This window comes from Pseudogulbenkiania sp. AW2-16, assembly GCF_056824575.1.
In genome coordinates, this window is sequence record NZ_CP157668.1 from 1,700,804 (window position 1) to 1,721,875 (window position 21,072).

At 61.6% G+C, this 21,072-nt stretch carries 20 protein-coding genes, 1 tRNA gene and 1 pseudogene; 15 read left to right on the forward strand and 7 right to left on the reverse strand.

What is annotated here, in order from left to right; genetic code table 11:
* Positions 1 to 23 precede the first annotated feature (23 nt).
* Both ABKF58_RS08210 and ABKF58_RS08215 read left to right on the forward strand, forming a co-directional pair.
* Complete coding sequence (locus tag ABKF58_RS08210; RefSeq protein WP_294866148.1) at positions 24 to 845, forward strand: undecaprenyl-diphosphate phosphatase; 822 nt, start codon at positions 24 to 26, stop codon at positions 843 to 845.
* 68 nt (positions 846 to 913) lie between these two features.
* Positions 914 to 990: transfer RNA gene (locus tag ABKF58_RS08215), tRNA-Met, on the forward strand.
* Between the two features lie 217 nt (positions 991 to 1,207).
* On the opposite strand, the gene purB is transcribed toward ABKF58_RS08215, so the two are convergent.
* The 3 genes from purB to ffh form a co-directional block, all read right to left on the reverse strand.
* Positions 1,208 to 2,578, reverse strand: coding sequence for an adenylosuccinate lyase (gene purB / locus ABKF58_RS08220; RefSeq protein ID WP_482584093.1), 1,371 nt, complete (start codon positions 2,576 to 2,578; stop codon positions 1,208 to 1,210).
* Positions 2,579 to 2,650: 72 nt separating this feature from the next.
* A complete protein-coding gene (locus tag ABKF58_RS08225; RefSeq protein WP_482584094.1) occupies positions 2,651 to 3,550 on the reverse strand; it encodes an ATP-grasp domain-containing protein in 900 nt (299 codons plus the stop codon).
* Positions 3,551 to 3,574: 24 nt separating this feature from the next.
* Positions 3,575 to 4,933, reverse strand: coding sequence for a signal recognition particle protein (gene ffh, locus ABKF58_RS08230; protein WP_014088356.1), 1,359 nt, complete (start codon positions 4,931 to 4,933; stop codon positions 3,575 to 3,577).
* A gap of 108 nt (positions 4,934 to 5,041) precedes the next feature.
* Between ffh and ABKF58_RS08235 the strand changes: the two genes are divergently transcribed.
* Both ABKF58_RS08235 and ABKF58_RS08240 read left to right on the forward strand, forming a co-directional pair.
* Positions 5,042 to 5,863, forward strand: a complete 822-nt coding sequence (locus ABKF58_RS08235) for a cytochrome C assembly family protein (protein WP_482584095.1) — start codon at positions 5,042 to 5,044, stop codon at positions 5,861 to 5,863.
* Positions 5,864 to 5,921: 58 nt separating this feature from the next.
* Positions 5,922 to 6,281 (forward strand): ComEA family DNA-binding protein, encoded by a 360-nt coding sequence (locus tag ABKF58_RS08240; RefSeq protein ID WP_008952472.1) that lies wholly within the window; start codon positions 5,922 to 5,924, stop codon positions 6,279 to 6,281.
* 41 nt (positions 6,282 to 6,322) lie between these two features.
* On the opposite strand, the gene ABKF58_RS08245 is transcribed toward ABKF58_RS08240, so the two are convergent.
* Complete coding sequence (locus ABKF58_RS08245; protein ID WP_482584096.1) at positions 6,323 to 7,732, reverse strand: cryptochrome/photolyase family protein; 1,410 nt, start codon at positions 7,730 to 7,732, stop codon at positions 6,323 to 6,325.
* A gap of 377 nt (positions 7,733 to 8,109) precedes the next feature.
* Between ABKF58_RS08245 and ABKF58_RS08250 the strand changes: the two genes are divergently transcribed.
* The 7 genes and pseudogenes from ABKF58_RS08250 to yacG all read left to right on the forward strand — a co-directional run bounded on the left by ABKF58_RS08250 (position 8,110) and on the right by yacG (position 14,937).
* On the forward strand, positions 8,110 to 9,207 hold the full coding sequence (locus ABKF58_RS08250) for a porin (RefSeq protein WP_482584097.1): 1,098 nt from the start codon (positions 8,110 to 8,112) through the stop codon (positions 9,205 to 9,207).
* A 250-nt stretch (positions 9,208 to 9,457) separates the two neighbouring features.
* A pseudogene (gene pilB / locus ABKF58_RS08255) lies at positions 9,458 to 11,166 on the forward strand (type IV-A pilus assembly ATPase PilB).
* A gap of 23 nt (positions 11,167 to 11,189) precedes the next feature.
* Positions 11,190 to 12,416, forward strand: coding sequence for a type II secretion system F family protein (locus ABKF58_RS08260; protein ID WP_482584098.1), 1,227 nt, complete (start codon positions 11,190 to 11,192; stop codon positions 12,414 to 12,416).
* Positions 12,416 to 13,282 (forward strand): prepilin peptidase, encoded by an 867-nt coding sequence (locus tag ABKF58_RS08265; RefSeq protein ID WP_482584099.1) that lies wholly within the window; start codon positions 12,416 to 12,418, stop codon positions 13,280 to 13,282. Before ABKF58_RS08260 ends, ABKF58_RS08265 begins: the two co-directional genes overlap by 1 nt.
* On the forward strand, positions 13,269 to 13,889 hold the full coding sequence (coaE, locus tag ABKF58_RS08270) for a dephospho-CoA kinase (RefSeq protein ID WP_482584100.1): 621 nt from the start codon (positions 13,269 to 13,271) through the stop codon (positions 13,887 to 13,889). Before ABKF58_RS08265 ends, coaE begins: the two co-directional genes overlap by 14 nt.
* A gap of 125 nt (positions 13,890 to 14,014) precedes the next feature.
* The gene (gene zapD / locus ABKF58_RS08275; RefSeq protein ID WP_008952479.1) at positions 14,015 to 14,734 is read left to right on the forward strand and encodes a cell division protein ZapD; all 720 of its coding nucleotides are present in this window, start codon (positions 14,015 to 14,017) and stop codon (positions 14,732 to 14,734) included.
* Between the two features lie 8 nt (positions 14,735 to 14,742).
* On the forward strand, positions 14,743 to 14,937 hold the full coding sequence (gene yacG / locus ABKF58_RS08280; RefSeq protein ID WP_294866128.1) for a DNA gyrase inhibitor YacG: 195 nt from the start codon (positions 14,743 to 14,745) through the stop codon (positions 14,935 to 14,937).
* Between the two features lie 66 nt (positions 14,938 to 15,003).
* Here the strand turns inward: yacG and ABKF58_RS08285 are convergent, their stop codons facing one another.
* Both ABKF58_RS08285 and tsaE read right to left on the reverse strand, forming a co-directional pair.
* Entirely contained in the window at positions 15,004 to 16,236 is a 1,233-nt protein-coding gene (locus ABKF58_RS08285) for an N-acetylmuramoyl-L-alanine amidase (protein ID WP_482584101.1), read from the reverse strand.
* A complete protein-coding gene (gene tsaE, locus ABKF58_RS08290; RefSeq protein ID WP_014088345.1) occupies positions 16,197 to 16,688 on the reverse strand; it encodes a tRNA (adenosine(37)-N6)-threonylcarbamoyltransferase complex ATPase subunit type 1 TsaE in 492 nt (163 codons plus the stop codon). The genes ABKF58_RS08285 and tsaE overlap by 40 nt, the downstream gene beginning before the upstream one ends.
* Here tsaE and queG point away from each other — a divergent pair.
* A complete protein-coding gene (gene queG / locus ABKF58_RS08295) occupies positions 16,687 to 17,790 on the forward strand; it encodes a tRNA epoxyqueuosine(34) reductase QueG (RefSeq protein ID WP_482584102.1) in 1,104 nt (367 codons plus the stop codon). The two genes, tsaE and queG, sit on opposite strands and share 2 nt — an antisense overlap.
* A gap of 31 nt (positions 17,791 to 17,821) precedes the next feature.
* Positions 17,822 to 18,634: a glutamate racemase gene (gene murI, locus ABKF58_RS08300; protein ID WP_008952484.1), complete on the forward strand. Its 813-nt coding sequence runs from the start codon at positions 17,822 to 17,824 to the stop codon at positions 18,632 to 18,634.
* A 78-nt stretch (positions 18,635 to 18,712) separates the two neighbouring features.
* Here murI and ABKF58_RS08305 read toward each other — a convergent pair whose 3' ends face one another.
* The gene (locus tag ABKF58_RS08305) at positions 18,713 to 19,138 is read right to left on the reverse strand and encodes a MaoC family dehydratase (RefSeq protein WP_482584103.1); all 426 of its coding nucleotides are present in this window, start codon (positions 19,136 to 19,138) and stop codon (positions 18,713 to 18,715) included.
* A gap of 246 nt (positions 19,139 to 19,384) precedes the next feature.
* Between ABKF58_RS08305 and ABKF58_RS08310 the strand changes: the two genes are divergently transcribed.
* Positions 19,385 to 20,134, forward strand: coding sequence for an electron transfer flavoprotein subunit beta/FixA family protein (locus ABKF58_RS08310; protein ID WP_008952486.1), 750 nt, complete (start codon positions 19,385 to 19,387; stop codon positions 20,132 to 20,134).
* A 2-nt stretch (positions 20,135 to 20,136) separates the two neighbouring features.
* Entirely contained in the window at positions 20,137 to 21,072 is a 936-nt protein-coding gene (locus ABKF58_RS08315; protein WP_482584104.1) for an electron transfer flavoprotein subunit alpha/FixB family protein, read from the forward strand.

The window sequence follows — 21,072 nt, forward strand, 5'->3', positions numbered from 1 at the left end:
AACGACAATGGAAAGGTTGTACCGTGGATGTGCTGCTGCTAGCCAAGGCTTTACTAATGGGGGTCGTCGAAGGCCTGACGGAGTTTCTGCCGATTTCGAGTACCGGCCACCTGATCGTGGCGGGTGACCTGATCAATTTCCATAGCGAGACCAGTGCGGTCTTCGAGGTGGTGATCCAGTTGGCGGCGATTTTGGCTGTGGTCTGGGAATACCGGGCTCGTTTCATCGGTGTGGCGGAAAATCTGGGGCGCGATGTTTCGGCCCAGCGCTTTGCGTTCAATTTGCTGCTGGCCTTTCTGCCCGCCGCCATCATTGGCTTTCTGTTTATCAAGGTCATCAAGCTCTACCTGTTCAACGCGGTGAGCGTGGCGTTGGCGTTTATTATTGGTGGCCTGGTGATCTTGTTGGTCGAGCGCAAGGATCGTCGTGCCCAGGTGCATAGCGTCGATGCTATGACGGGGAGAGATGCCCTCAAGGTGGGGCTGGCTCAGGTGTTTGCCCTGATTCCTGGAACCTCGCGCTCTGGCGCCACCATCATTGGTGGCATGTTGTTTGGCCTCGACCGGAAAGTGGCCACCGAGTTTTCCTTCTTTCTGGCGGTTCCGACCATGTTCGCGGCAACTATTTACGATGTGTACAAACATCGTGCACTGTTCGCCTTGAGTGATGCCCCGGTCTTTGCCGTAGGTTTTGTGGCGGCCTTCTTCAGTGCGTTTCTGGCGGTACGCGGGCTGATCCGCTATGTCTCGGGCCATAACTTCAATGCTTTCGCCTGGTACCGTATTGGCTTCGGTGTGCTGATCCTGCTGACCTGGAAAATGGGTTGGGTGGATTGGGCGGCGTAAGCCATGCCTTTTTTCCTCATAAAAGCTTGACGCGGGTTCGGCGAGACGGTAAGATGCATTTCTTCAGACGCGGGGTGGAGCAGTCTGGTAGCTCGTCGGGCTCATAACCCGAAGGTCGTAGGTTCAAATCCTGCCCCCGCAACCAAGTTTAGAAAAGCCAGAACATCATGTTCTGGCTTTTTGCTATTCAACGTGCACCATATCGGTGTGCTCCGCATAACGTGCGATTTCCGTCACGACGCTTCCTGAATTGTTATGTGTCCCTCCGTCTGCTGGGCTTTTCAATTTTGCCCGCGTGGATGCTTGCGCATAAAAAAACACGTCACCCGAAGAGTGACGTGTTTTTTTGGGGGGCGGGCGATTTAGATGCGCTTGGCCAGTTCCACTGCCTTGCCGATATAGCTCGCCGGGGTCAGTTCCAGCAAGCGGGTTTTCTCCTGCTCGGGGATATCCAAGCCCTTGATAAAGGCGGACAGGGTGTCGCGGGTGATGCCGTCCTTGCCACGCGTCAGCTCCTTGAGCTGCTCGTACGGATTGGCGATGCCATAGCGGCGCATTACGGTCTGAATCGGTTCAGCCAGCAGTTCCCAGCTGGAGTCGAGGTCGGCGGCCAGTGCGGCCGGGTTGATTTCCAGCTTGTTCAGGCCGCGCAGGCAGGCGTTGAAGCCGAGCAGGGTGTAGCCGAAGCCGACGCCCATATTGCGCAGGACCGTGGAGTCCGTCAGGTCGCGCTGCCAGCGCGAGATGGGCAGCTTCTCGGCCATAAAGCCGAGCACGGCGTTGGCCATGCCGAGGTTGCCTTCGGCGTTTTCGAAGTCGATCGGGTTGACCTTGTGCGGCATGGTCGAGCTGCCCACTTCGTCCTTCTTGACCTTCTGCTTGAAGAAGCCCAGCGAGATGTAGCCCCAGACGTCGCGGTTGAGGTCGATCAGAATGGTGTTGACACGGCCCATGGTCTGATAGAGCTCGGCCATGTAGTCGTGCGGCTCGATCTGGATCGTGTAGGGGTTGAAGGTGAGGCCGAGGCCGGTCACGAAGCGACCGCACACGCTTTCCCAGTCGACGTTAGGATAGGCCACCTGGTGGGCGTTGTAGTTGCCGACGGCGCCGTTGATCTTGCCCAGGATTTCCTGCTTGACCAGTTGTTCGCGTTGGCGGCTCAGACGATAGACCACGTTGGCCAGTTCTTTACCCATGGTCGACGGTGTGGCCGGCTGACCGTGGGTGCGGCTCATCATCGGCACAGCGGCCAGTTCGTGGGCCAGGTTCTGCAGGCGCTGGATGACGCTGTCGAGGGCCGGCAGTACCACGGTGTTGCGCGCCGTCTTCAGCATCAGGGCGTGCGACAGGTTGTTGATGTCTTCCGAGGTGCAGGCGAAGTGGATGAACTCGCTGGCGGCCATCACTTCCGGGTTGCCCGACAGGCGCTCTTTCAGCCAGTATTCGATGGCCTTGACGTCATGGTTGGTGCGAGCCTCGATGGCCTTGATCTCTTCGCCGTGCTCGACATTGAAATTGGCGATGACGTCGTCGATTTCGCGCAGGGTGGCGTCGGAGAACGGCTTGACCTCTTCGATGCCCGGTTCGGCGGCCAGCATTTTCAGCCACTCCAGCTCCACCTTGATGCGGAATTTCATCAGGCCGTACTCGGAGAACAGGGAGCGCAGCGGTTCTGCCTGATTGGCGTAGCGGCCATCCAGGGGGCTCAGGGCGGTCAACGTGGTCAGATTCATGACGAGGTATTTCCAAACGTATGTGCCGGTTGCCCGGCGGTTTCAGTACAAAAATAAAAGGTTGGCCGAAGGTCAGGCGCGCAGACGGCGCGCCACGCCTTCAGCCAGCCGGTCGGCGGCTTCCGGGTGAAAACGGAAGAACAGCTCCGGCTCGATCATTTCCAGTTCCATCACGGCCAGTTGACCGTCGTTATCGCGGATGAGGTCGACGCGGGCGTAGAGCACGTCGAACGGCACCGCGGCGACGGCCGCTTCGGCGAAGGTGATCTCCTCCTGGCTCGGCGTGTAGTCGTGCACCTGGCCGCCATGGTCGTCCTGTACCCGGAAATCGCCGCTCTTGGGCGTCTTGCGGATGGCGTGGGTAAAGCGACCGTCGATGATCATCAGGGAGGTTTCCCCCTGTTCCAGTACATTGTGCTGGAACGGCTGCAGCATCATCGCTTCCTGCTCGATCAGCTCCCCGTAGCTGCATTCCAGCGCCGGGGTGTCGGTATGGCGGAAACGATAGGTATGCCGGGCTGCCCCCGAGATCACCGGTTTCAGGATCAGCTCGTCCCAGCCGCTGCTCTCGACAACGCTGAGCAGGGAACGTCTATCGCCCTTTTCAATGTAGAGCGTCGGGACGATGTTGATGTCTTTTTCTGCCAGTGTGCCGAGGTAGTGCTTGTCGATGTTCCAGCGGATCAGGCCGGCCTCGTTGAACAGCCGGGTCTGGGCGCTGGCACGTGAAAGCCAGGCGCTGAATTCGGCGTAGCGATCGAAGTAGTCCCAGGTGGTGCGCAGCAGGGCGGAACGCGTCTGCGTCCAGTCCATGGCGGAGTCGGCCCAGTCGTGGCGGGCGACGGCGAGGCCCTGCCGTTCCAGAGCATGCAGCAGCAGATTGTCTTCGGTGTGTACCTGACGGGTGTACCAGTCGGCCTCGTTGGGGGCGAGGTAGCGGCTTTCGGTCAGAACGACAACGTCGTAATGCATGGTGGGTTCCATGTTCTGCGGCGTTTACATGCCACCGGGCAGCATGCCCTTCATGCCGCGCATCATTTTCATCAGGCCGCCCTTGGAGGAGAACTGCTTCATCATCTTCTGGGTCTGCTCGAACTGGTTCAGCAGGCGGTTGACTTCCTGCACCGTGACACCGGAGCCTGCGGCTATGCGACGCTTGCGGCTTGCCTTGAGCAACTCCGGCTTGCGGCGCTCTTCCGGCGTCATCGAGTTGATGATGCCCTCGATGCGGCGCATCGATTTTTCGGCTTCGGCGCCCTGCACGCCCTTGGCCATCTGGCCGAGCTGGCCGGGCATTTTTTCCAGCAGGTTGGCCATGCCGCCCATGTTCTTCATCTGCTGCATCTGCGCCTTGAAGTCCTCGAGGTCGAAACCCTTGCCCGACTTGAGCTTCTTGGCCATCTTGGCGGCTTCGTCCTGATCGATGCCTTTCTGTACTTCCTCGATCAGGCTGAGCACGTCGCCCATGCCGAGAATACGGCTGGCCATGCGCTCGGGGTGGAAGGGTTCGAGGCCGGTGAGCTTCTCGCCGACGCCGATGAACTTAATCGGTTTGCCGGTGACGTGGCGTACCGAGAGGGCGGCACCGCCGCGGGCGTCGCCGTCCATCTTGGTCAGGATCACGCCGGTCAGCGGCAGCGCCTCGTTGAAGGCCTGCGCGGTGTTGACCGCATCCTGGCCCTGCATGGCGTCGACCACGAACAGGGTTTCGATCGGGTTGAGCGAGGCGTGCAGGGCCTTGATCTCCTGCATCATGGCGTCGTCGATCGCGAGGCGACCGGCGGTATCCACCATCAGCACGTCGAAGAAGTGGCGCTTGGCGTGGTCGACCGCGGCACGGGCGATCTCTACCGGCTTCTGCGTACCGTCGGAGGGGAACCACTCCACGCCGATCTGCCCGGCCAAGGTCTTGAGCTGCTCGATCGCCGCCGGACGGTACACGTCGGCCGAGACCACCAGGACTTTCTTTTTCTGCGTTTCCTTCAGCAGTTTGGCGAGCTTGCCGACGGTGGTGGTTTTGCCGGCGCCTTGCAGGCCGGCCATCAGGACGATGGCGGGCGGGACGGCGGCCAGGTTCAGCGCGTCGTTCTTTTCGCCCATGAGCTTGGTCAGCTCTTCGTTGACCACGCCGACCAGCGCCTGCCCGGGGGTCAGACTGCCCATGACCTCCTGGCCGAGTGCCCGCTCCTTGACATGGTTGATGAAGGTTTTCACCACCGGCAGGGCAACGTCGGCCTCCAGCAAGGCCATACGCACTTCGCGCATCGCATCCTGGATGTTGGCATCGGTCAGGCGTGCCTGGCCGCGCAGGTTCTTGATGACGCCGGACAGGCGGTTGGTAAGGTTATCAAGCATGGGGCGTCCTTCTGCCTGCCAACGATGGGCAGCTTGGTGTAGACTTTCAAATTGTCTATTTTACACGACCCACCGGGCTTGCGCCCGGTTCACGAGTGCAATTACCTCATGACCAGTTTTCTGCTCGTCATCACCCTGCTTCTGATTCTGGCCTACGGTGCGTTTTCCTGGCATTTCATCGGGCACTGGCGCGGTGTCGGGATACTGCCGCGTCATCCGCGTCGCGAGCACCTGCTGCTGGGGGCGCTGTTGTTGCTGCACGCCATGGCGGTGATGGGGCCGCTGCGCGAGGGGGCGTTGTTGTCGCTCGGGGTCGGACGGGCGTTGTCGGTGCTGGTGTGGCTAATGTTGCTGATCTACTGGACCTGCGGTTTTTTCTACCGTGTGGAAGGGCTGCAGCTGTTCATGATGCCGCTGGCGGTGGCCACGCTGGCTTTCAGCCTGCTGTTTCCGGGGGAGCATCTGCTGGGCGATCTGAGCAATCCGGCCTTGCTGTTGCACATTCTGGTGTCGATGCTGGCCTACAGCCTGCTCGCTATCGGCGCCCTGGTGGCGTTGTTGATGTTGGCGTTGGACAAGGCGCTGCATGACAAACGCTGGATCACGTTGGTGCGTCAGCTGCCCCCGTTGCTGTCGCTGGAAACCATGATGTTCCAGGTGCTGGGTGTGGGGTTTTTGCTACTGACGGCGAGCCTGTTCAGCGGCGTGGTGTTCTCCGAGGAGGTGTTTGGCAAGCCGGCGGCCTGGTCGCACAAGATCGTGTTTTCGATCATGGCGTGGGGCCTGTTTGGCGCATTGCTGGTGGGGCGCAAGCTGTATGGCTGGCGCGGCAAGTTGGCAGTGCGCTGGACGCTGATTGGCTTTGTGGCGCTGATGTTCGCCTACGTCGGCAGCAAGGTGGTGCTCGAACTGGTTTTGCATCGCGGTTAATTATTTGTCATATTGGTGGGGCGGGCTTCGCATTTGTTCACTCTAGTAAGGAGTCGATATGAAAAAATTGCTGCTGATCCTCGCCAGCGTGCTGGCGTTCTGTTCCTCCGCCATGGCGGCCATCAACCTTAATACTGCAACGCAGCAGGAACTCGAATCGCTCAACGGTATCGGCCCGGCCAAGGCCAAGGCGATCATGGATTATCGGACCAAACAAGGACCGTTCAAGACCGTCGACGAACTGAAGAACGTGCCAGGCATCGGCGACAAGACGCTGGAAAAACTGCGCAAGGACATCGCCGTGTCGGGCAAGAGTGCCGCGCCGACGGCAAAACCGGCGGCTCCGGCCAAAGCCGGCAGCAGCCCCGTCGTGCCGGCCAAACCCGTGGCCAAGCCGGTCGCTCCGGCCAAGCCGTAACCGTTCGCTGACGTCACGCATAAACGCCCCGCTTGGGGCGTTTATGCTTTTTGGCGCTGCCCGAACAGCGCCAGGGCCCGTGTCCGCTGCTCGGCATGATCGACGATGGGCCGAGGATAATCGCGTCCCAATAGAAATCCGCCGGGCAACACCTTGGCCTGCCACGGAGCGTGAATAGCCTTGTTATCGAGTGCGGCCAGTTCCGGCACATAACGGCGGATGAACTTGCCTTCAGGGTCGAATTTCTGCGACTGCGTTACCGGATTGAAAATGCGGAACCAGGGCTGGGCATCGCAACCGGTCGATGCGGCCCACTGCCAACCGCCATTGTTGGCGGCCAGATCGTAGTCGATCAGCTTCTCGGCGAAATAGCGTTCCCCCCAACGCCAGTCCACCAGCAAATCCTTGACCAGGAAGCTCGCCGTCACCATGCGCAGCCGGTTGTGCATGTAGCCGCTGTACGCGAGCTGCCGCATGGCGGCATCGACCAACGGGTAGCCGGTGCGTCCGGCGCACCAGGCGGCGAACAGGCTGTCGTCGTTGGGGAAATCGAGCTGCCGGTACTCCGGTTTGAAACTTTCCTCCGCGACGTGCGGGTAGTGCCACAGCAATTGCTGATAGAACTCACGCCAGATCAGCTCGTTCAACCAGGTCGTCGCCCCGGCGCTGCCTTGCTGCCAGGCAAACTGTGCCAATTGACGAATCGAGATGGTGCCAAAGCGCAGGTGAACCGACAGGTACGACACTCCCTTGGCGGCAGGGAAGTCGCGCCATTGTTGGTAGTGTTCGATACGTTGGCCGAAATCGGCGAACACGGCTGCGGCGCCCGCCATGCCGGCGCGAATGCCCAGCCGACCGAGCCCGGTATCGGTAAAGCCCAGCTCGGCCAGGCTGGGGAGCGGGGTTTCGGCCAACCTTGCCAACCTGTCGAGGTAACGCGTGCTGGGGTAGGCCTGCAGAAAAAAGGGGGTGAGCTTTTTCAGCCAGGCATTGCGGTAGGGGGTGAATACGGTATAGGGCTTACCGGTTACGGTCAGCACTTCGTCCTGCTCGAAGATCACCTGGTCCTTGACCGTTTCCAGCCGCGTGCCGTGTCGAGATAGCTGCTCGGCAACCGCCGCATCACGCCAGCAGGCGGCCGGCTCATAGTCGCGACTGGCCCAGACCGTGCCGGCTCCGTGTTCCTGCGCCAAAGCCGGGATGCAGTCCACTGGCCGGCCGGATACGACGACCAGGTCGCTGCCGAGGGCACGCAAATGCTCCTTCAGTTCCACCAGAGAGTGCCAGATGAAGTCGACGCGGCGGTCCTGCGCGGGGAGGTGATCCAGGATATCCCGGTCGAACACGAACACGCAGACGACGCGTTCGCTATGGCGCAAGGCGGCATGCAGTGCCGCGTGATCGTCAAGTCGCAGGTCGCGGCGGAACCAGCAGAGGGCAGTCGTGGTCATGGTCGGGTTCGAGTCAGGGAGTGGCGTTATTTTGCGGTGTTTTAGGCCATGAGGCATGGAGCGGCAACCCGCTCGGGAATGCATGGAGTGACTTTTTTGCAACAGTTTTTGTCATATCGGGTTGTTGTGTCTCAAATTGGCAACATCTCTTGTTTGTTTGTATTTCCATATAAAACAATGATTTATCGAATCGTGTTGCAACTTGGTTGAAGCCTGTCCAGCGTGCCGACCACGCGGTTTTGTATTTTCGCAACGCCAGATTTATAGTCTCGACAGAAATCGCCGGAAATTATCGGTGGTGCAGAAATGTTCGGGCTGGCCTTGTTTAGCCTGGCTAGCAGCCGGACAAACCCAACTGACTTAAAAGGAAGAACGCGATGAACAAAAAGCTGATCGCTGTTGCTCTGGCCGCCCTGCCGGCAGCCGCCATGGCCGACGTGACCCTGTACGGTACCATCGAAGCCGGTATCGAAAACGGTAAGACCTACAGCTACGATTTCGCCAAAGATGGCGGCAAGCTGAAGTCCGGTACCCGCATCGACGACACCGGCTCCCTGATCGGCTTCAAGGGCTCGGAAGATCTGGGTAACGGACTGAAAGCCATCTGGCAGGTTGAGCAAGGCCTGAACATCGACGGCACCACCGGTTCCGCTTCCGGCAACGGCTACGACAACACCTTCGCCACCCGCGATTCCTTCGTCGGCCTGCAGGGTGACTTCGGTAAGGTGCGCATCGGTAAGCTGAGCACCTACAACAACTCCGACATGGGCAATCCGGATAACTGGATCTATGGCAAGGGCGTGAACGGTCTGTACTACAGCTCGATCAACATCCTGGACGGCCGTGTCAAGAACGCTATCCGTTACGACAGCCCGGAATTCGCTGGCTTCCGCGCTTCCGCCCTGTACGGTGTGGATGAGTCCCGCGCTTACGTTAACGGCAATCGCACCAACAAGGCCACCTGGAACCTGGGCCTGGGCTACCAGAACGCCGGCTACTTCGCGGACTTCGGCTACGTTGGTCTCCAAGACCAGAATGCCGCCGGCGACAAGAACGGCAACTACTGGCGCCTGGAAGGCGGCTACAACGCCAACAACCTGTTCCTGGCCGGCTACTATGGCCAAGGTAAGATGTATGCTGGTGTTATCGAGCCGGGTACTACTCCTAGCCTGATGGGCCTTGATGTGAGCTCCGTGGTTACTACCGGTAACGAAGAGCTGAAGTACCGCGAAGCCGGCGTGACCGTGGGCTACACCATCGGCGCCCTGACCCCGAAATTCAGCTACGGTCGCCTGTGGAACCTGAAGGTCGATGGCGAGAAATTGGATGAGCGCGTGAATCAGTACGTTCTTGGTGTCGATTACGCCCTGTCCAAGCGCACCACCACCTACGCTTCCCTGGGTTACGCTCACCACAGCAACGACGATCTGGAAACCGAACGTACTGTGGCTGTCGGCGTGAAGCACAAGTTCTAATCAGAGACTTCGTCTGATTGGTAAAAAGGACTGCCTTGGCAGTCCTTTTTTTATTCACTACAGTGTGCCGGGCTGGGGTAGTGCTGACCGGTCTTGGCCAAGTACTTGCAGCATGGCCACCCTTGTGCAGTAGAGTGCATGCGGGTAACCAAGATTTACGCTAAAGTCCGGTGTGTGCCGCTGTCATGGCCTGCCGCTATTCGGCACTGATGGCTGGCTGGATGATCGCTCCGTTCTAACGAGGGACGTTATGGAAGTTTCCGCAGGCGTTTCCGGCCTCGGCCGTGCCCTGGTGCAACACAACAGCCTGCTGTTGCAGGATGCCGAGGCTATTCAGCGCCAGGCGCAGAGTTCGTCGATCAGCTTCGTCGAGCAGCTTATTCTCAGCAAGAAAATGAGCTCGCTGGAAGTGGCGACGTTCGCTTCACAGGTGTTCGGCTTTCCCTTGCTGGATCTTGCCGCCATCGAGCCGGAGCAACTGCCGCAGGGGCTGGTGGACGAGGACCTGATCAGCTCGCGCCGCCTGTTGCCCTTGTACAAGCGGGGCAGCCGGCTGTTCATCGGCACCTCCGACCCCACCCAGACCTCGGCCTTCCACGCCATTACGTTCAAGACTAGCCTGTCGGTCGAAGTCGTGGTGGTGGAGGACGACAAGCTCGGCAAGCTGATCGGCAGCTACCAGGCGGGTGGGGCCGAAGCGATCAAGGCTCTGGTGGACGAGGATTTTGGCGACCTCGAGTTTGCCGACCCGGATGCCGAGCCGGAAAAACCGTTGCCCAGACTGAAGTCGACGATGCGCCCGTGGTCAAGTTCATCCACAAGGTGTTGCTGGATGCAATCAACGGCGGAGCATCGGACGTCCATTTCGAGCCTTATGAAAAGTATTACCGCATCCGCTACCGGGTGGATGGCGTGCTCAAGGAAGTCGCCCAGCCGCCCCTCTTGCTGAAGGAGAAGATCGCCTCGCGCATCAAGGTGATATCGCGGCTGGACATTTCCGAGAAGCGCGTGCCGCAGGACGGCCGCTTGAAGCTGGTGTTGTCCAAGACGCGTGCCATCGATTTCCGGGTCAGCACCCTGCCGACGCTGTTTGGCGAGAAGATCGTGATGCGTATTCTCGACCAATCGGCGGCCACGCTGAATATCGAGCAGCTGGGTTTTGAGCCGGAGCAGAAGGCGATGCTGCTCGAGGCCATCAGCCGTCCCTATGGCATGGTGCTGGTGACCGGCCCGACCGGCAGCGGGAAGACGGTGTCGCTCTATACCTGCCTGAACATCTTGAACAAGCCTGACACCAATATTTCCACGGCAGAAGATCCGGTCGAAATCAACCTGCCGGGGATCAACCAAGTGAACGTCAACGAGCGTGCCGGGCTGACCTTTTCGTCGGCGCTGAAGGCCTTTTTGCGCCAGGATCCGGACGTGATCATGGTGGGGGAAATCCGCGACTTTGAAACCGCCGACATCGCCATCAAGGCGGCGCAGACCGGCCATATGGTCTTTTCCACGCTGCATACCAATAATGCTCCCGCCACGCTGACACGTTTGCTGAACATGGGGGTAGCGCCGTTCAACGTCGCCAGTTCCGTGCTGCTGATCATGGCGCAGCGCCTGGCCAGACGCTTGTGCAACAATTGCAAGAAGCCGATGGATATTCCGAAAGAGGCGCTGCTACGGGCGGGCTACCGTGAGGTGGAGCTGGACGGCAGTTGGCAGCCTTACGGACCCGTCGGGTGCCGTGAATGCCGCGATTCGGGCTACCGCGGGCGGGTGGGGATTTATGAGGTCATGCCCATCACCGATGCCATGACTCGTCTTATCATGAAAAACGGCACAGCGGTGGACATCGCTGATCTGGCTCGGCAGGAGGGGATGGTCGATCTGCGTCGTGCCGGCTTGCTCAAGGTGAAGCAGGGCATCACCTCGCTGGCGGAAATCGAAGCCGCCACCAACGAATAACCAGCGCAGGGAAACAAGAGGCCATGGCTACTCTGGCAAAGAAACTGCCGACGACGGCAGCCCACATCTGGGAGTGGGAAGGCAAGGACCGTACCGGCAAGGTGGTGCGGGGCGAGATGCGTGCAGAGTCCGAAATCGTTGCCAAGACCCAGTTGCGGCGGCAGGGCATCACGGTCCAGAAACTGAAGAGGCGCAAGGCTGGTTTTGGCCGGAGTATCAGCGAACGCGACATTACCCTATTTACCCGGCAGCTGGCCACCATGATGAAGGCCGGTGTTCCACTGCTGCAGTCCTTCGATATCTCGGCCAAGGGGCATAGCAATCCTGCCGTGACCAAGATGCTGCTGGAAGTCCGGGCCGACGTGGAGACCGGCATGTCGCTGGCCGAAGCCTTCCGCAAGCGCCCTCTCTATTTTGACAAGCTGTTCTGCAACCTGATCGCAGCCGGTGAAACCGGTGGCGTGCTGGATTCGCTGCTGGACAAGCTGGCAACCTACCGCGAAAAGATCATGGCGATCAAGGGCAAGATCAAGTCGGCGATGATCTATCCTTCCGCCATCCTCGCCACTGCTTTCATCATCACCACCATCATCATGCTGTACGTGATTCCGGCGTTCAAGGACCTGTTTTCCAGTTTCGGGGCCGATCTGCCGGCGCCGACGCTGCTCGTGATCTGGCTATCGGACGCCTTTGTGAAGTTCTGGTGGTTGGTCTTCGGCATCATCTTCGGCGCCATTTTTGGCACCATGTTCTTCTTCAAACGCTCCCCCAAGTTCCAGGAACAGGTCGATCGCTTGCTGCTCAAGCTGCCGGTGCTGGGCGAGGTGGTGCAGAAGGCGACCATCGCGCGCTGGTCGCGCACCCTGGCTACCATGTTTACCGCCGGGGTGCCGCTGGTGGAGGCCCTGGATTCAGTCGGCGGGGCTTCCGGCAACCAGGTTTATGCCGAGGCCACCAAGCGCATCCAGGCAGAAGTGAGCACTGGTTCCAGCCTGAGTTTCGCCATGCAACGTACCAATCTGTTCCCCAATATGGTGATGCAGATGACGGCGATCGGAGAGGAGTCGGGCTCGCTTGACCACATGCTCGACAAGGTGGCCGACTTCTACGAGGAAGAGGTCGATAACGCGGTGGCGGCGATGTCCAGTCTGTTGGAACCGGTCATCATGATCGTCCTCGGGGTGCTGATCGGCGGCCTGGTGGTCGCCATGTACATGCCGATCTTCAAGATGGGGCAGGTGGTCGGCTGATGATGACGGAGATGGATGCAGTTCTTTCGGCCAACCTTCCGCTGATGATCGGGGTGGTGGCGCTGCTGGGCTTGCTGGTGGGGAGTTTCCTGAACGTGGTGATTCATCGGCTGCCCAAAATGCTGGAGCAGGAGTGGCAGCTGGAGTGCGCACTGTTGAGCGGGCAGCCCGCGCAGGAGATGCCGCGTTTCAACCTGCTGACACCGGCATCGCATTGCCCTGCCTGCCAGGCGCCGGTGCGTGCCTGGCACAACATCCCGGTGCTGAGTTTCCTGCTGCTGCGCGGCCGTTGCCACAGCTGCAAGGCCACGATCGCGCGGCGTTACCCGCTGGTCGAGCTGATGTGTGGCGTGATGTTCGCGGCGTTGGCTTACCGCTTCGGCTGGACACTCGATTTGCTGGGATACGCTGCCCTGACCGCGACGCTGATTGCACTGGCGTTCATCGATGCCGACACCCAGCTGCTGCCCGATTCGTTGACCTTGCCCTTGCTGTGGGGAGGATTGCTGTTCAGCCTGCTGGGCGGGCGGGTGCCGCTGGACGAGGCAGTGATCGGTGCCATGCTCGGTTACGTCTCGCTGTGGGTGATTTTCTGGTTGTTCAAGCTGGCGACGGGCAAGGAGGGCATGGGGTACGGCGACTTCAAGCTGCTGGCGGCACTGGGGGCCTGGCTGGGCTGGAAGATGCTGCCTTTGGTGATCCTGCTGTCGTCGCTGGTCGGGGCCGTGTTCGGTATTGCCATGATCCTGATGGCGCGACTGGGACGGGGCCAGCATCTGCCGTTCGGCCCCTATCTGGCGCTGGCTGGCTGGATTGCCCTGCTCTGGGGCGAGCAGATCGTCGGGTGGTATCTTGGCGGGCGTTAAGGTCGTTGGACTCACCGGTGGCATCGGCTCGGGGAAAACGGCTGCGGCCCGTTGTTTTGCCGCGCAGGGTGTGGCGGTGGTCGATACCGACGAGCTGTCGCATGCGTTGACAGCCCCCGGTGGGCGGGCGATGCCGACGCTCGTGGCAAGGTTCGGCCCCGATTTCCAGCGCGCGGACGGGGCGCTCGATCGCCAGCGCATGCGTGAGCTGGTGTTCCGGCAACCGTCGGCGCGCTGCGAACTGGAAGCCATCCTGCACCCGATGATTCTGGAAGACAGCCTGGCCGCGCTGGCAGGGGCTCAGGGTCCGTACGCGGTGCTGGTGGTGCCCTTGCTGTTCGAAAGCCAGGCCTATCGGGATGTGGTCGACCGCACCCTGCTGATCGATTGCGACGAGGAAGTGCAGGTGGCGCGGGTGATGCAACGTAGTGGTTTGAGCGAGCCGCAGGTGCGTGCCATCATGGCGACGCAGATGCCGCGCGGGGACAAGCGCAGGCTCGCGGACGATATTATTGACAATAGCGGCTCGCTGAGTGAACTTGCGCTTCAAGTCGAAGCCAAACATCGTTATTATCTGTCGAGCCTCGCCAGGGCTCGGAGCCAGTGATGAAGCCGCGTTCCTCTTCCGCGGTGCCCCATGACCGGCGCGATACAACTACTCCAATAAAAGCCATCTAGAAGGGCCGTGGTGCCGTGATCAGTTTTGAATTCCCCGTTACCGAGAAAACTCGGATGCTGCTGCGTTTGGAGCAGTTGTACACACGCCTGGCCTTCTTCATTTCCCAAGATCATCCGTTCGAACATCATTCCGCCATCCTGACGCTGTTCGAGCTGATGGAAACGGCCTCCCGAGCCGATCTCAAGGCCGAACTGCTGCAGGAGCTGGAACGGCAGAAGCAGATTCTCGAGGCCCTGCGCGACAATCCCAACGTCTCGGAAGACATGCTGGAAGGTGTCATCGAGGAAATCGAGGGCACGGCGGCGAATCTGCTGGACCTGACCGGCAAGTTCGGCCAGCACCTGCGCGAGAACGAGTGGCTGATGGCGATCAAGCAGCGTGCCGGCATCCCCGGCGGGACCTGCCAGTTCGACCTGCCGTCATACTACCTGTGGCAGCTCAAGCCGCCGGAGGAGCGCCGCCTCGATCTGCAGCGCTGGGCGGGGCCGCTGATGCCCACCGCCGAAGCCTCGCGCATTCTGCTCAAGCTGCTGCGCAACAGCGGCAAGTCGCACCAGTACGTAGCGCGACGCGGCGTGTTCCAGCAGATGTCCGGCGGCAAGGTGGTGCAGCTGATCCGTATCGGCTTCGACGAGTCGCTAGGCGCCCTGCCGGAACTGTCGGCCAACAAGTACGCCCTGAATATCCGCTTCATCAATGCGGCCACCGGCGAGAGCCGGCCCAAGCCGACCGAGGCCGATGTCGAATTCACCCTGACCCATTGCAAGTTCTGAGCCGTGTTATGAGCGAGAAGGTACGAATCGTCGCCTGTCCAACCTGCGGTGCCGCCGTGCGCTGGGAGCCGCAAAGTCGTTATCGGCCCTTTTGCAGCGAGCGCTGCAAGTTGATCGACCTGGGGCAGTGGGCGGATGAGAGCTACCGCGTGCCGGCCGAAGAGGAGCATCCGGATAGCGAGGCGCCTGGGGAGTCACGCTGAATCCCGATGGCAACGAAAATGGCCCGCCAAATGCGGGCCATTTTTTGTTGCCGGCCTGGGGGCGCTTCAGGTCCTGGCCAGTGCGGCCCCCTGGGCGAAGTAGCCGCGTACCCCGCCGAAGATGCTTTCCGCCACTTTCTGCTGGAAGGAGGCATCCATCAGCCTGCGCTCTTCTTCCGGATTGCTGATAAAGGCGGTTTCGACCAGGATGGACGGGATGTCCGGTGCCTTCAGCACGGCGAAGCCGGCCTGTTCTACCTCGTCCTTGTGTAGCCGGTTGAGTTCGCCCATCTTGCCCAGCACGCTCTTGCCGAGCTTGAGGCTGTCGTTGATGGTGGCGGTCTGGGTGAGGTCGAACAGGGTATGCGCCAGATAGCGATCCTTGCTGGTGATCTTCACCCCGCCGATCAGGTCGGCGTCGTTCTGGGTCTTGGCCAGGTAGCGAGCGGCGGTACTGGTGGCGCCTTGCTCCGACAGCGCGAACACCGACGAACCGCGCGCGCTTGGATTGAGGAAGGCATCGGCGTGGATCGAGATGAACAGGTCGGCATTCAGCTTGCGCGCCTTGGCCACGCGCACGCCAAGCGGAATGAACACGTCCTCGTCGCGCGTCATGTAGGCTTTCATGTTGCGCTCGGCGTCGATCATGCGCTTGAGCTGCTTGGCGATCTTCAGCACCACGTCCTTTTCCCGCGTGCCGGAAGGGCCGATCGCGCCGGGGTCTTCGCCGCCGTGTCCCGGGTCGAGCATGATCAGGATCGGGCGGCTCTTGTCGGATTTATTCTTGGACTTCAGTGGCGGCTGCTCCAACTTGCCCTTGTTGTAGTCTTCGAGCAGTGCCAGCAGCGGGTCGTCCTGCTGCGCCGTCGGGTAGAGGTCGATCACCAGCCGGTGCTGGTATTCCGCTACCGGGGCCAACGTAAACACTTGCGGTTTGATGTCGGACTTCAGGTCGAGCACGATACGTACCGTGTCCGGGGTGAACTGGCCGGCGCGCGCGGTCTGGATGAAGGGATCAGCGGCGCTGATCTGGCTGCCGATGTCCTTGAGCACGGCGTTGAGCTGCACGCCCTCGATATCGATTACCAGGCGCTCGGGATTGGCGATGTTGAAATACTTGTACTTGAGCGCCTCGCTAGCTTCCAGCGTGATGCGGGTGTAGGTGGACGACGGCCAGACGCGCAGGGCGACGAGTTGGCTCGAGGCGGCCAGGCCAACGCGGCTGACCGTCAGCAGGAAGGTCGCGGCCGCCGCCGTGATCAAGGTGCGGCGGGTGGGGTCGAAAGTCGGGTGAGGCATGACTGTCCAATGTCGGTTTGGGCGGTGATTCGGTAGCTCCGACCGCTGCCGGCGACGGCCAGTTCCACGACCAGGTCGGCGCGGGGCAGCAGGCCCTCGGCCTTGTCAGGCCACTCTACCAAGCATAGCGTGTCGGGGCCGAAATAGTCGCGAAAGCCGGCGTCTTCCCATTCCTCAGGGTCGGCGAAGCGGTATAGGTCGAAATGGTGTACCGTGAGAGAGGCGAGCGGATAGCTTTCCACCAGCGTGTAGGTGGGGCTCTTGACCCGGCCATGGTGGCCGAGCGCTGTCAGCAGGCCGCGGCTCAGGGTGGTCTTGCCCGCCCCCAGGTCGCCCCACAGGTAGATGACAGTGCCCGGGGCGATGGCGTGTGCCAAGGCTGCGCCTAGCGCCAGCGTGGCGTCTTCATCCGGCAGGCTGCCCTGGCGAACACTGGTATCATCCATCTCCATGACCGAGAAGTCCTTACAAAAACCGAATTATCCCGAATTGGCGCGCCAAATCAAAGCATGGGCGCGCGAATTGGGCTTTGTCGATGCGCGTATTACCCGGCCACAGCTGCCGCCCGAGGCCGAGCACACGCTGCTGGCGTGGCTGGCCGAGGGCTGTCACGGCGAGATGGAATACATGGCGCGCCATGGCGTGTTGCGGCTGCGACCTGCGGAGCTGGTGCCCGGCACCTTGTCGGTGGTGTCGCTGCGCATGCACTACTGGCCGGGTGCCTCACGTGGGGCCGACGAGGTGCTGGCCGATGGCGAACGCGCCTACCTGTCGCGTTACGCGCTGGGGCGGGATTATCACAAGGTGTTGCGCAATCGCTTGCAAAGGTTGGCCGAAAGAATTCAGGCCGAGGTGGGCGAGTTCGGCCACCGCGTGTTCACCGACAGTGCGCCGGTGGCGGAGGTGGCGCTGGCGGCGCAGGCAGGACTCGGCTGGCGCGGCAAGCACACGCTGCTGCTCAACCGCCGGCACGGTTCGCTGTTCTTTCTCGGCGAACTGTTCACCGATCTGCCACTGCCGCCCGACGCCGCGGAAGAGGGGCATTGTGGCCGCTGCACGCGCTGCCTCGACGTGTGCCCGACCCGGGCCATCGTCGAGCCGTACAAGGTCGATGCGCGCCGTTGCATCTCCTACCTCACCATCGAATTGGCCGAGGCGATTCCGCCAGCGTTGCGGCCACTGATCGGCAACCGCGTGTACGGCTGCGACGATTGCCAGTTGGCGTGTCCATGGAATCGTTTCGCCGTGCCGACCGAAGAGGCCGATTTTGCGGTGCGGCACGGGCTCGACGACGTGACGCTGGCCGAGCTGTTCGGCTGGAGCGCGGCGGATTTCGCTTCGCGCATGGCGGGCAGCCCGATCTACCGCATCGGTTACGAGCGCTGGTCGCGCAACCTGGCGGTCGGGCTCGGCAACGCCCCGAGCTCTCCGGCGGTGTTGGCGGCGCTGACGGCGCGCGCCGATGATCCGTCCGAGCTGGTGCGCGAGCACGTGCAGTGGGCGCTGGCGCAGCATGCAGGGCGCGGCGCTGGCGGCACCGTTGCGGCATGCTAAGATGCGCGCCTTCTCTGCTTGAGGAAACGTCATGACAGCCAAAGCTCGCCGTCCCATCGGGGTGTTCGATTCCGGTGTGGGAGGGCTGACCGTGGTGCGGGCGCTGATGGACCGCCTGCCGTTCGAGGACATCATCTATTTCGGCGACACGGCGCGGGTGCCCTACGGCGTGAAGTCGGTGGCGACCATCCGGGCCTTTTCCCGGCAGATTGTCGAGTTTTTGCTGCAGCACGAGGTCAAGGCGCTGGTGGTGGCGTGCAACACCATTTCGGCGGTGGCGCTGGAGCAGGTGCGGGAGCTGGCGGGCGACATTCCGGTGATCGGCGTGATCGAGGCCGGCGCCCAGGCGGCAGTCAAGGTCAGCAAAAACCACGAAATCGGCGTGATTGCCACCTCGACCACCATCAACAGCAACGCCTATGCCCGCGAGATCCATCGCCTGATGCCGGATGCCCGGGTGTATTCGCAAGCCTGCCCGCTGTTCGTCCCGCTGGTCGAAGAGGGCTGGGTCGACCACCCGGTGACCCGCCTCACCGCCGAGGAGTATCTCAAGACGGTGCTGGAGGAGCATGTCGATACACTGGTGCTGGGCTGCACCCATTACCCGTTGATCAAGCCGCTACTGACCGAGGTGACGGGCGGCCGCGTCGAACTGGTCGATTCGGCGCTGACCACGGCGGAAGCCACGGCCGAGGTGTTGGCGGGGCTCAACCTGCTCAACCCGCAGCGCGGCGCCCCCGAGTACCGCTATTACGTTACCGACATCCCGCTCAAGTTCCAGACCATCGGCGAGCGCTTTCTCGGGCGCAGCATCCGCGACCTGGAGATGGTGAAGCTGGGCTGAACCGCGAGGGTTGGCCGAAGCCAGGCAAAAGGGCCCATGAGATGGGCCCTTTGTTTCGGATGGAGAGGGTGCCGCCGTTTACAGCGCCGGTCGCGACGGCGCGATCACCAGCGATTCGCCCTCCAGCACGACCTTGCCGCCGACCAGGCATTGGGTCAGGAACTTGACGCGTTTCTTGGTCGGGTCGAGCTCGGTGGCCGTGGCGCGCGCGGTCACGGTGTCGCCGATCTTCACCGGAGCCTTGAAGCGGGTGGATTGCGACAGGTAGATGGTGCCTTCACCCGGCAGCCGGGTGCCGACCACGGTGGAGATCAGCCCAGCGGTGAGCATGCCGTGGGCGATGCGCGTGCCGAACGGGGTCTGCTCGGCATATTCCTGATTGAGGTGCACCGGATTGTTGTCGCCCGAGACCGCAGCAAACATCAGGATGTCGGCCTCGGTGATGGTCTTGGCGTATTCGGCACTCTGGCCGATCTCGATATCCTCAAAATAGATCGTGGGCATGCGGTCGCTCCTGCGTTTGTCATGGAGATGTTGCAGTGCATCTTGTCATACTTTCCACGGCATGCAAATCGAGCGGAAACAAGGTAGTATTTCGAGTCCAGTTGCGTTTTTGAGACGGTCCACATATCTTTTCTCGACCAAACGCTCGTTTTATTTTGGCGGGCGTGCATAATCGACGCAACTGCATGTCACGCATGCTTGGGCATGCCGTCCAAATACCAGACAGACGACACTTGCTGGAGGAATATGAAAGTTCTAGTCGCTGTGAAACGCGTTGTCGATTACAACGTGAAGGTCCGGGTCAAGGCCGATGGCTCCGATGTGGATATCGCCAACGTCAAGATGTCGATGAACCCGTTCGACGAAATCGCCGTGGAAGAGGCGGTGCGCCTCAAGGAAGCCGGCAAGGTCAGCGAAGTGGTGGCGGTATCGCTGGGTGTCAAGCAGTGCGAAGAGACCCTGCGCACCGCGCTGGCGATGGGCGCCGACCGCGCCATCCACGTCGAGACCGACGCCGAGCTGCAGCCGCTGGCCGTGGCCAAGCTGCTCAAGGCCGTGGCCGAGAAGGAACAGCCGCAGCTGATGATCCTCGGCAAGCAGGCCATCGACGACGACGCCAACCAGACCGGCCAGATGGTCGCCGCGCTCTTGGGCTGGGGCCAGGGCACCTTCGCCTCCAAGGTCGACCTGGCGGCGGAAACCGTCGACGTCACCCGCGAGGTGGACGGCGGCCTGGAAACCGTCAAGCTGCGCCTGCCGGCGGTGGTGACCACCGACCTGCGCCTGAACGAGCCGCGCTACGTCAAGCTGCCGAACATCATGGCCGCCAAGAAGAAGCCGCTCGACAAGTTGACGGTGGAGGCACTGGGCGTCGACGTGACCCCGCGTCTGAAGACCCTCAAGGTGGCCGAGCCGGCCAAGCGTTCCGCCGGCATCAAGGTGGCCAACGCCGCCGAACTGGTCGCCAAACTCAAGAATGAAGCAAAGGTGCTGTGATCATGGCCATTCTCGTTATCGCTGAACACGACAACCAGAGCCTGAAGGCAGGCACCCTCAATACCGTTACCGCCGCCGGCAAGATCGGCGGCGAGGTGCACCTGCTGGTGGCCGGCCACAACTGCGGCGCGGTCGCCGACGCGGCCAAGGCCGTGGCCGGTGTGGCCAAGGTGCTGGTGGCCGACGCTGCCCAATACGCCCACGGCCCGGCCGAGAACCTGGCCGCGCTGGTGGTCGATCTGGCCAAGAACTACAGCCACGTGCTGTCGCCGGCCGGCACCTCGGGCAAGAACTTCCTGCCGCGCGTCGCTGCGCTGCTCGACGTGGCGCAGATCTCCGACATCGTCGCCGTCGAGTCGGCCGACACCTTCGTGCGTCCGGTCTACGCCGGCAACGTGCTGGCTACGGTGCAGTCCGTCGATTCCATCAAGGTCATCACCGTGCGCACCACCGCCTTCGAGGCGGCGGCGCTGGGCGGTTCGGCCAGTGTTGAAAGCGTTGGCGGCCCGGCCGAGGCCCTGCTGTCGAGCTTCATCAGCCAGGAGCTGACCAAGTCGGACCGTCCGGAACTGGGCGCCGCCAAGGTGATCGTCTCCGGCGGTCGTGCGCTGGGTTCGGAAGAACAGTTCAAGGCCATCATCGAGCCGCTGGCCGACAAGCTGGGTGCCGCCGTGGGCGCCTCGCGTGCCGCCGTGGACGCCGGCTATGCGCCGAACGACTACCAGGTCGGCCAGACCGGCAAGGTGGTGGCGCCGCAGCTGTACGTCGCCGTCGGTATTTCCGGCGCGATCCAGCACCTGGCCGGCATGAAGGACTCCAAGGTGATCGTGGCGATCAACAAGGACGAAGAAGCGCCGATCTTCCAGGTGGCGGACTACGGCATCGTCGGTGACCTGTTCACCGTCGTGCCCGAACTGATGGCCGAACTGTCCAAGTAA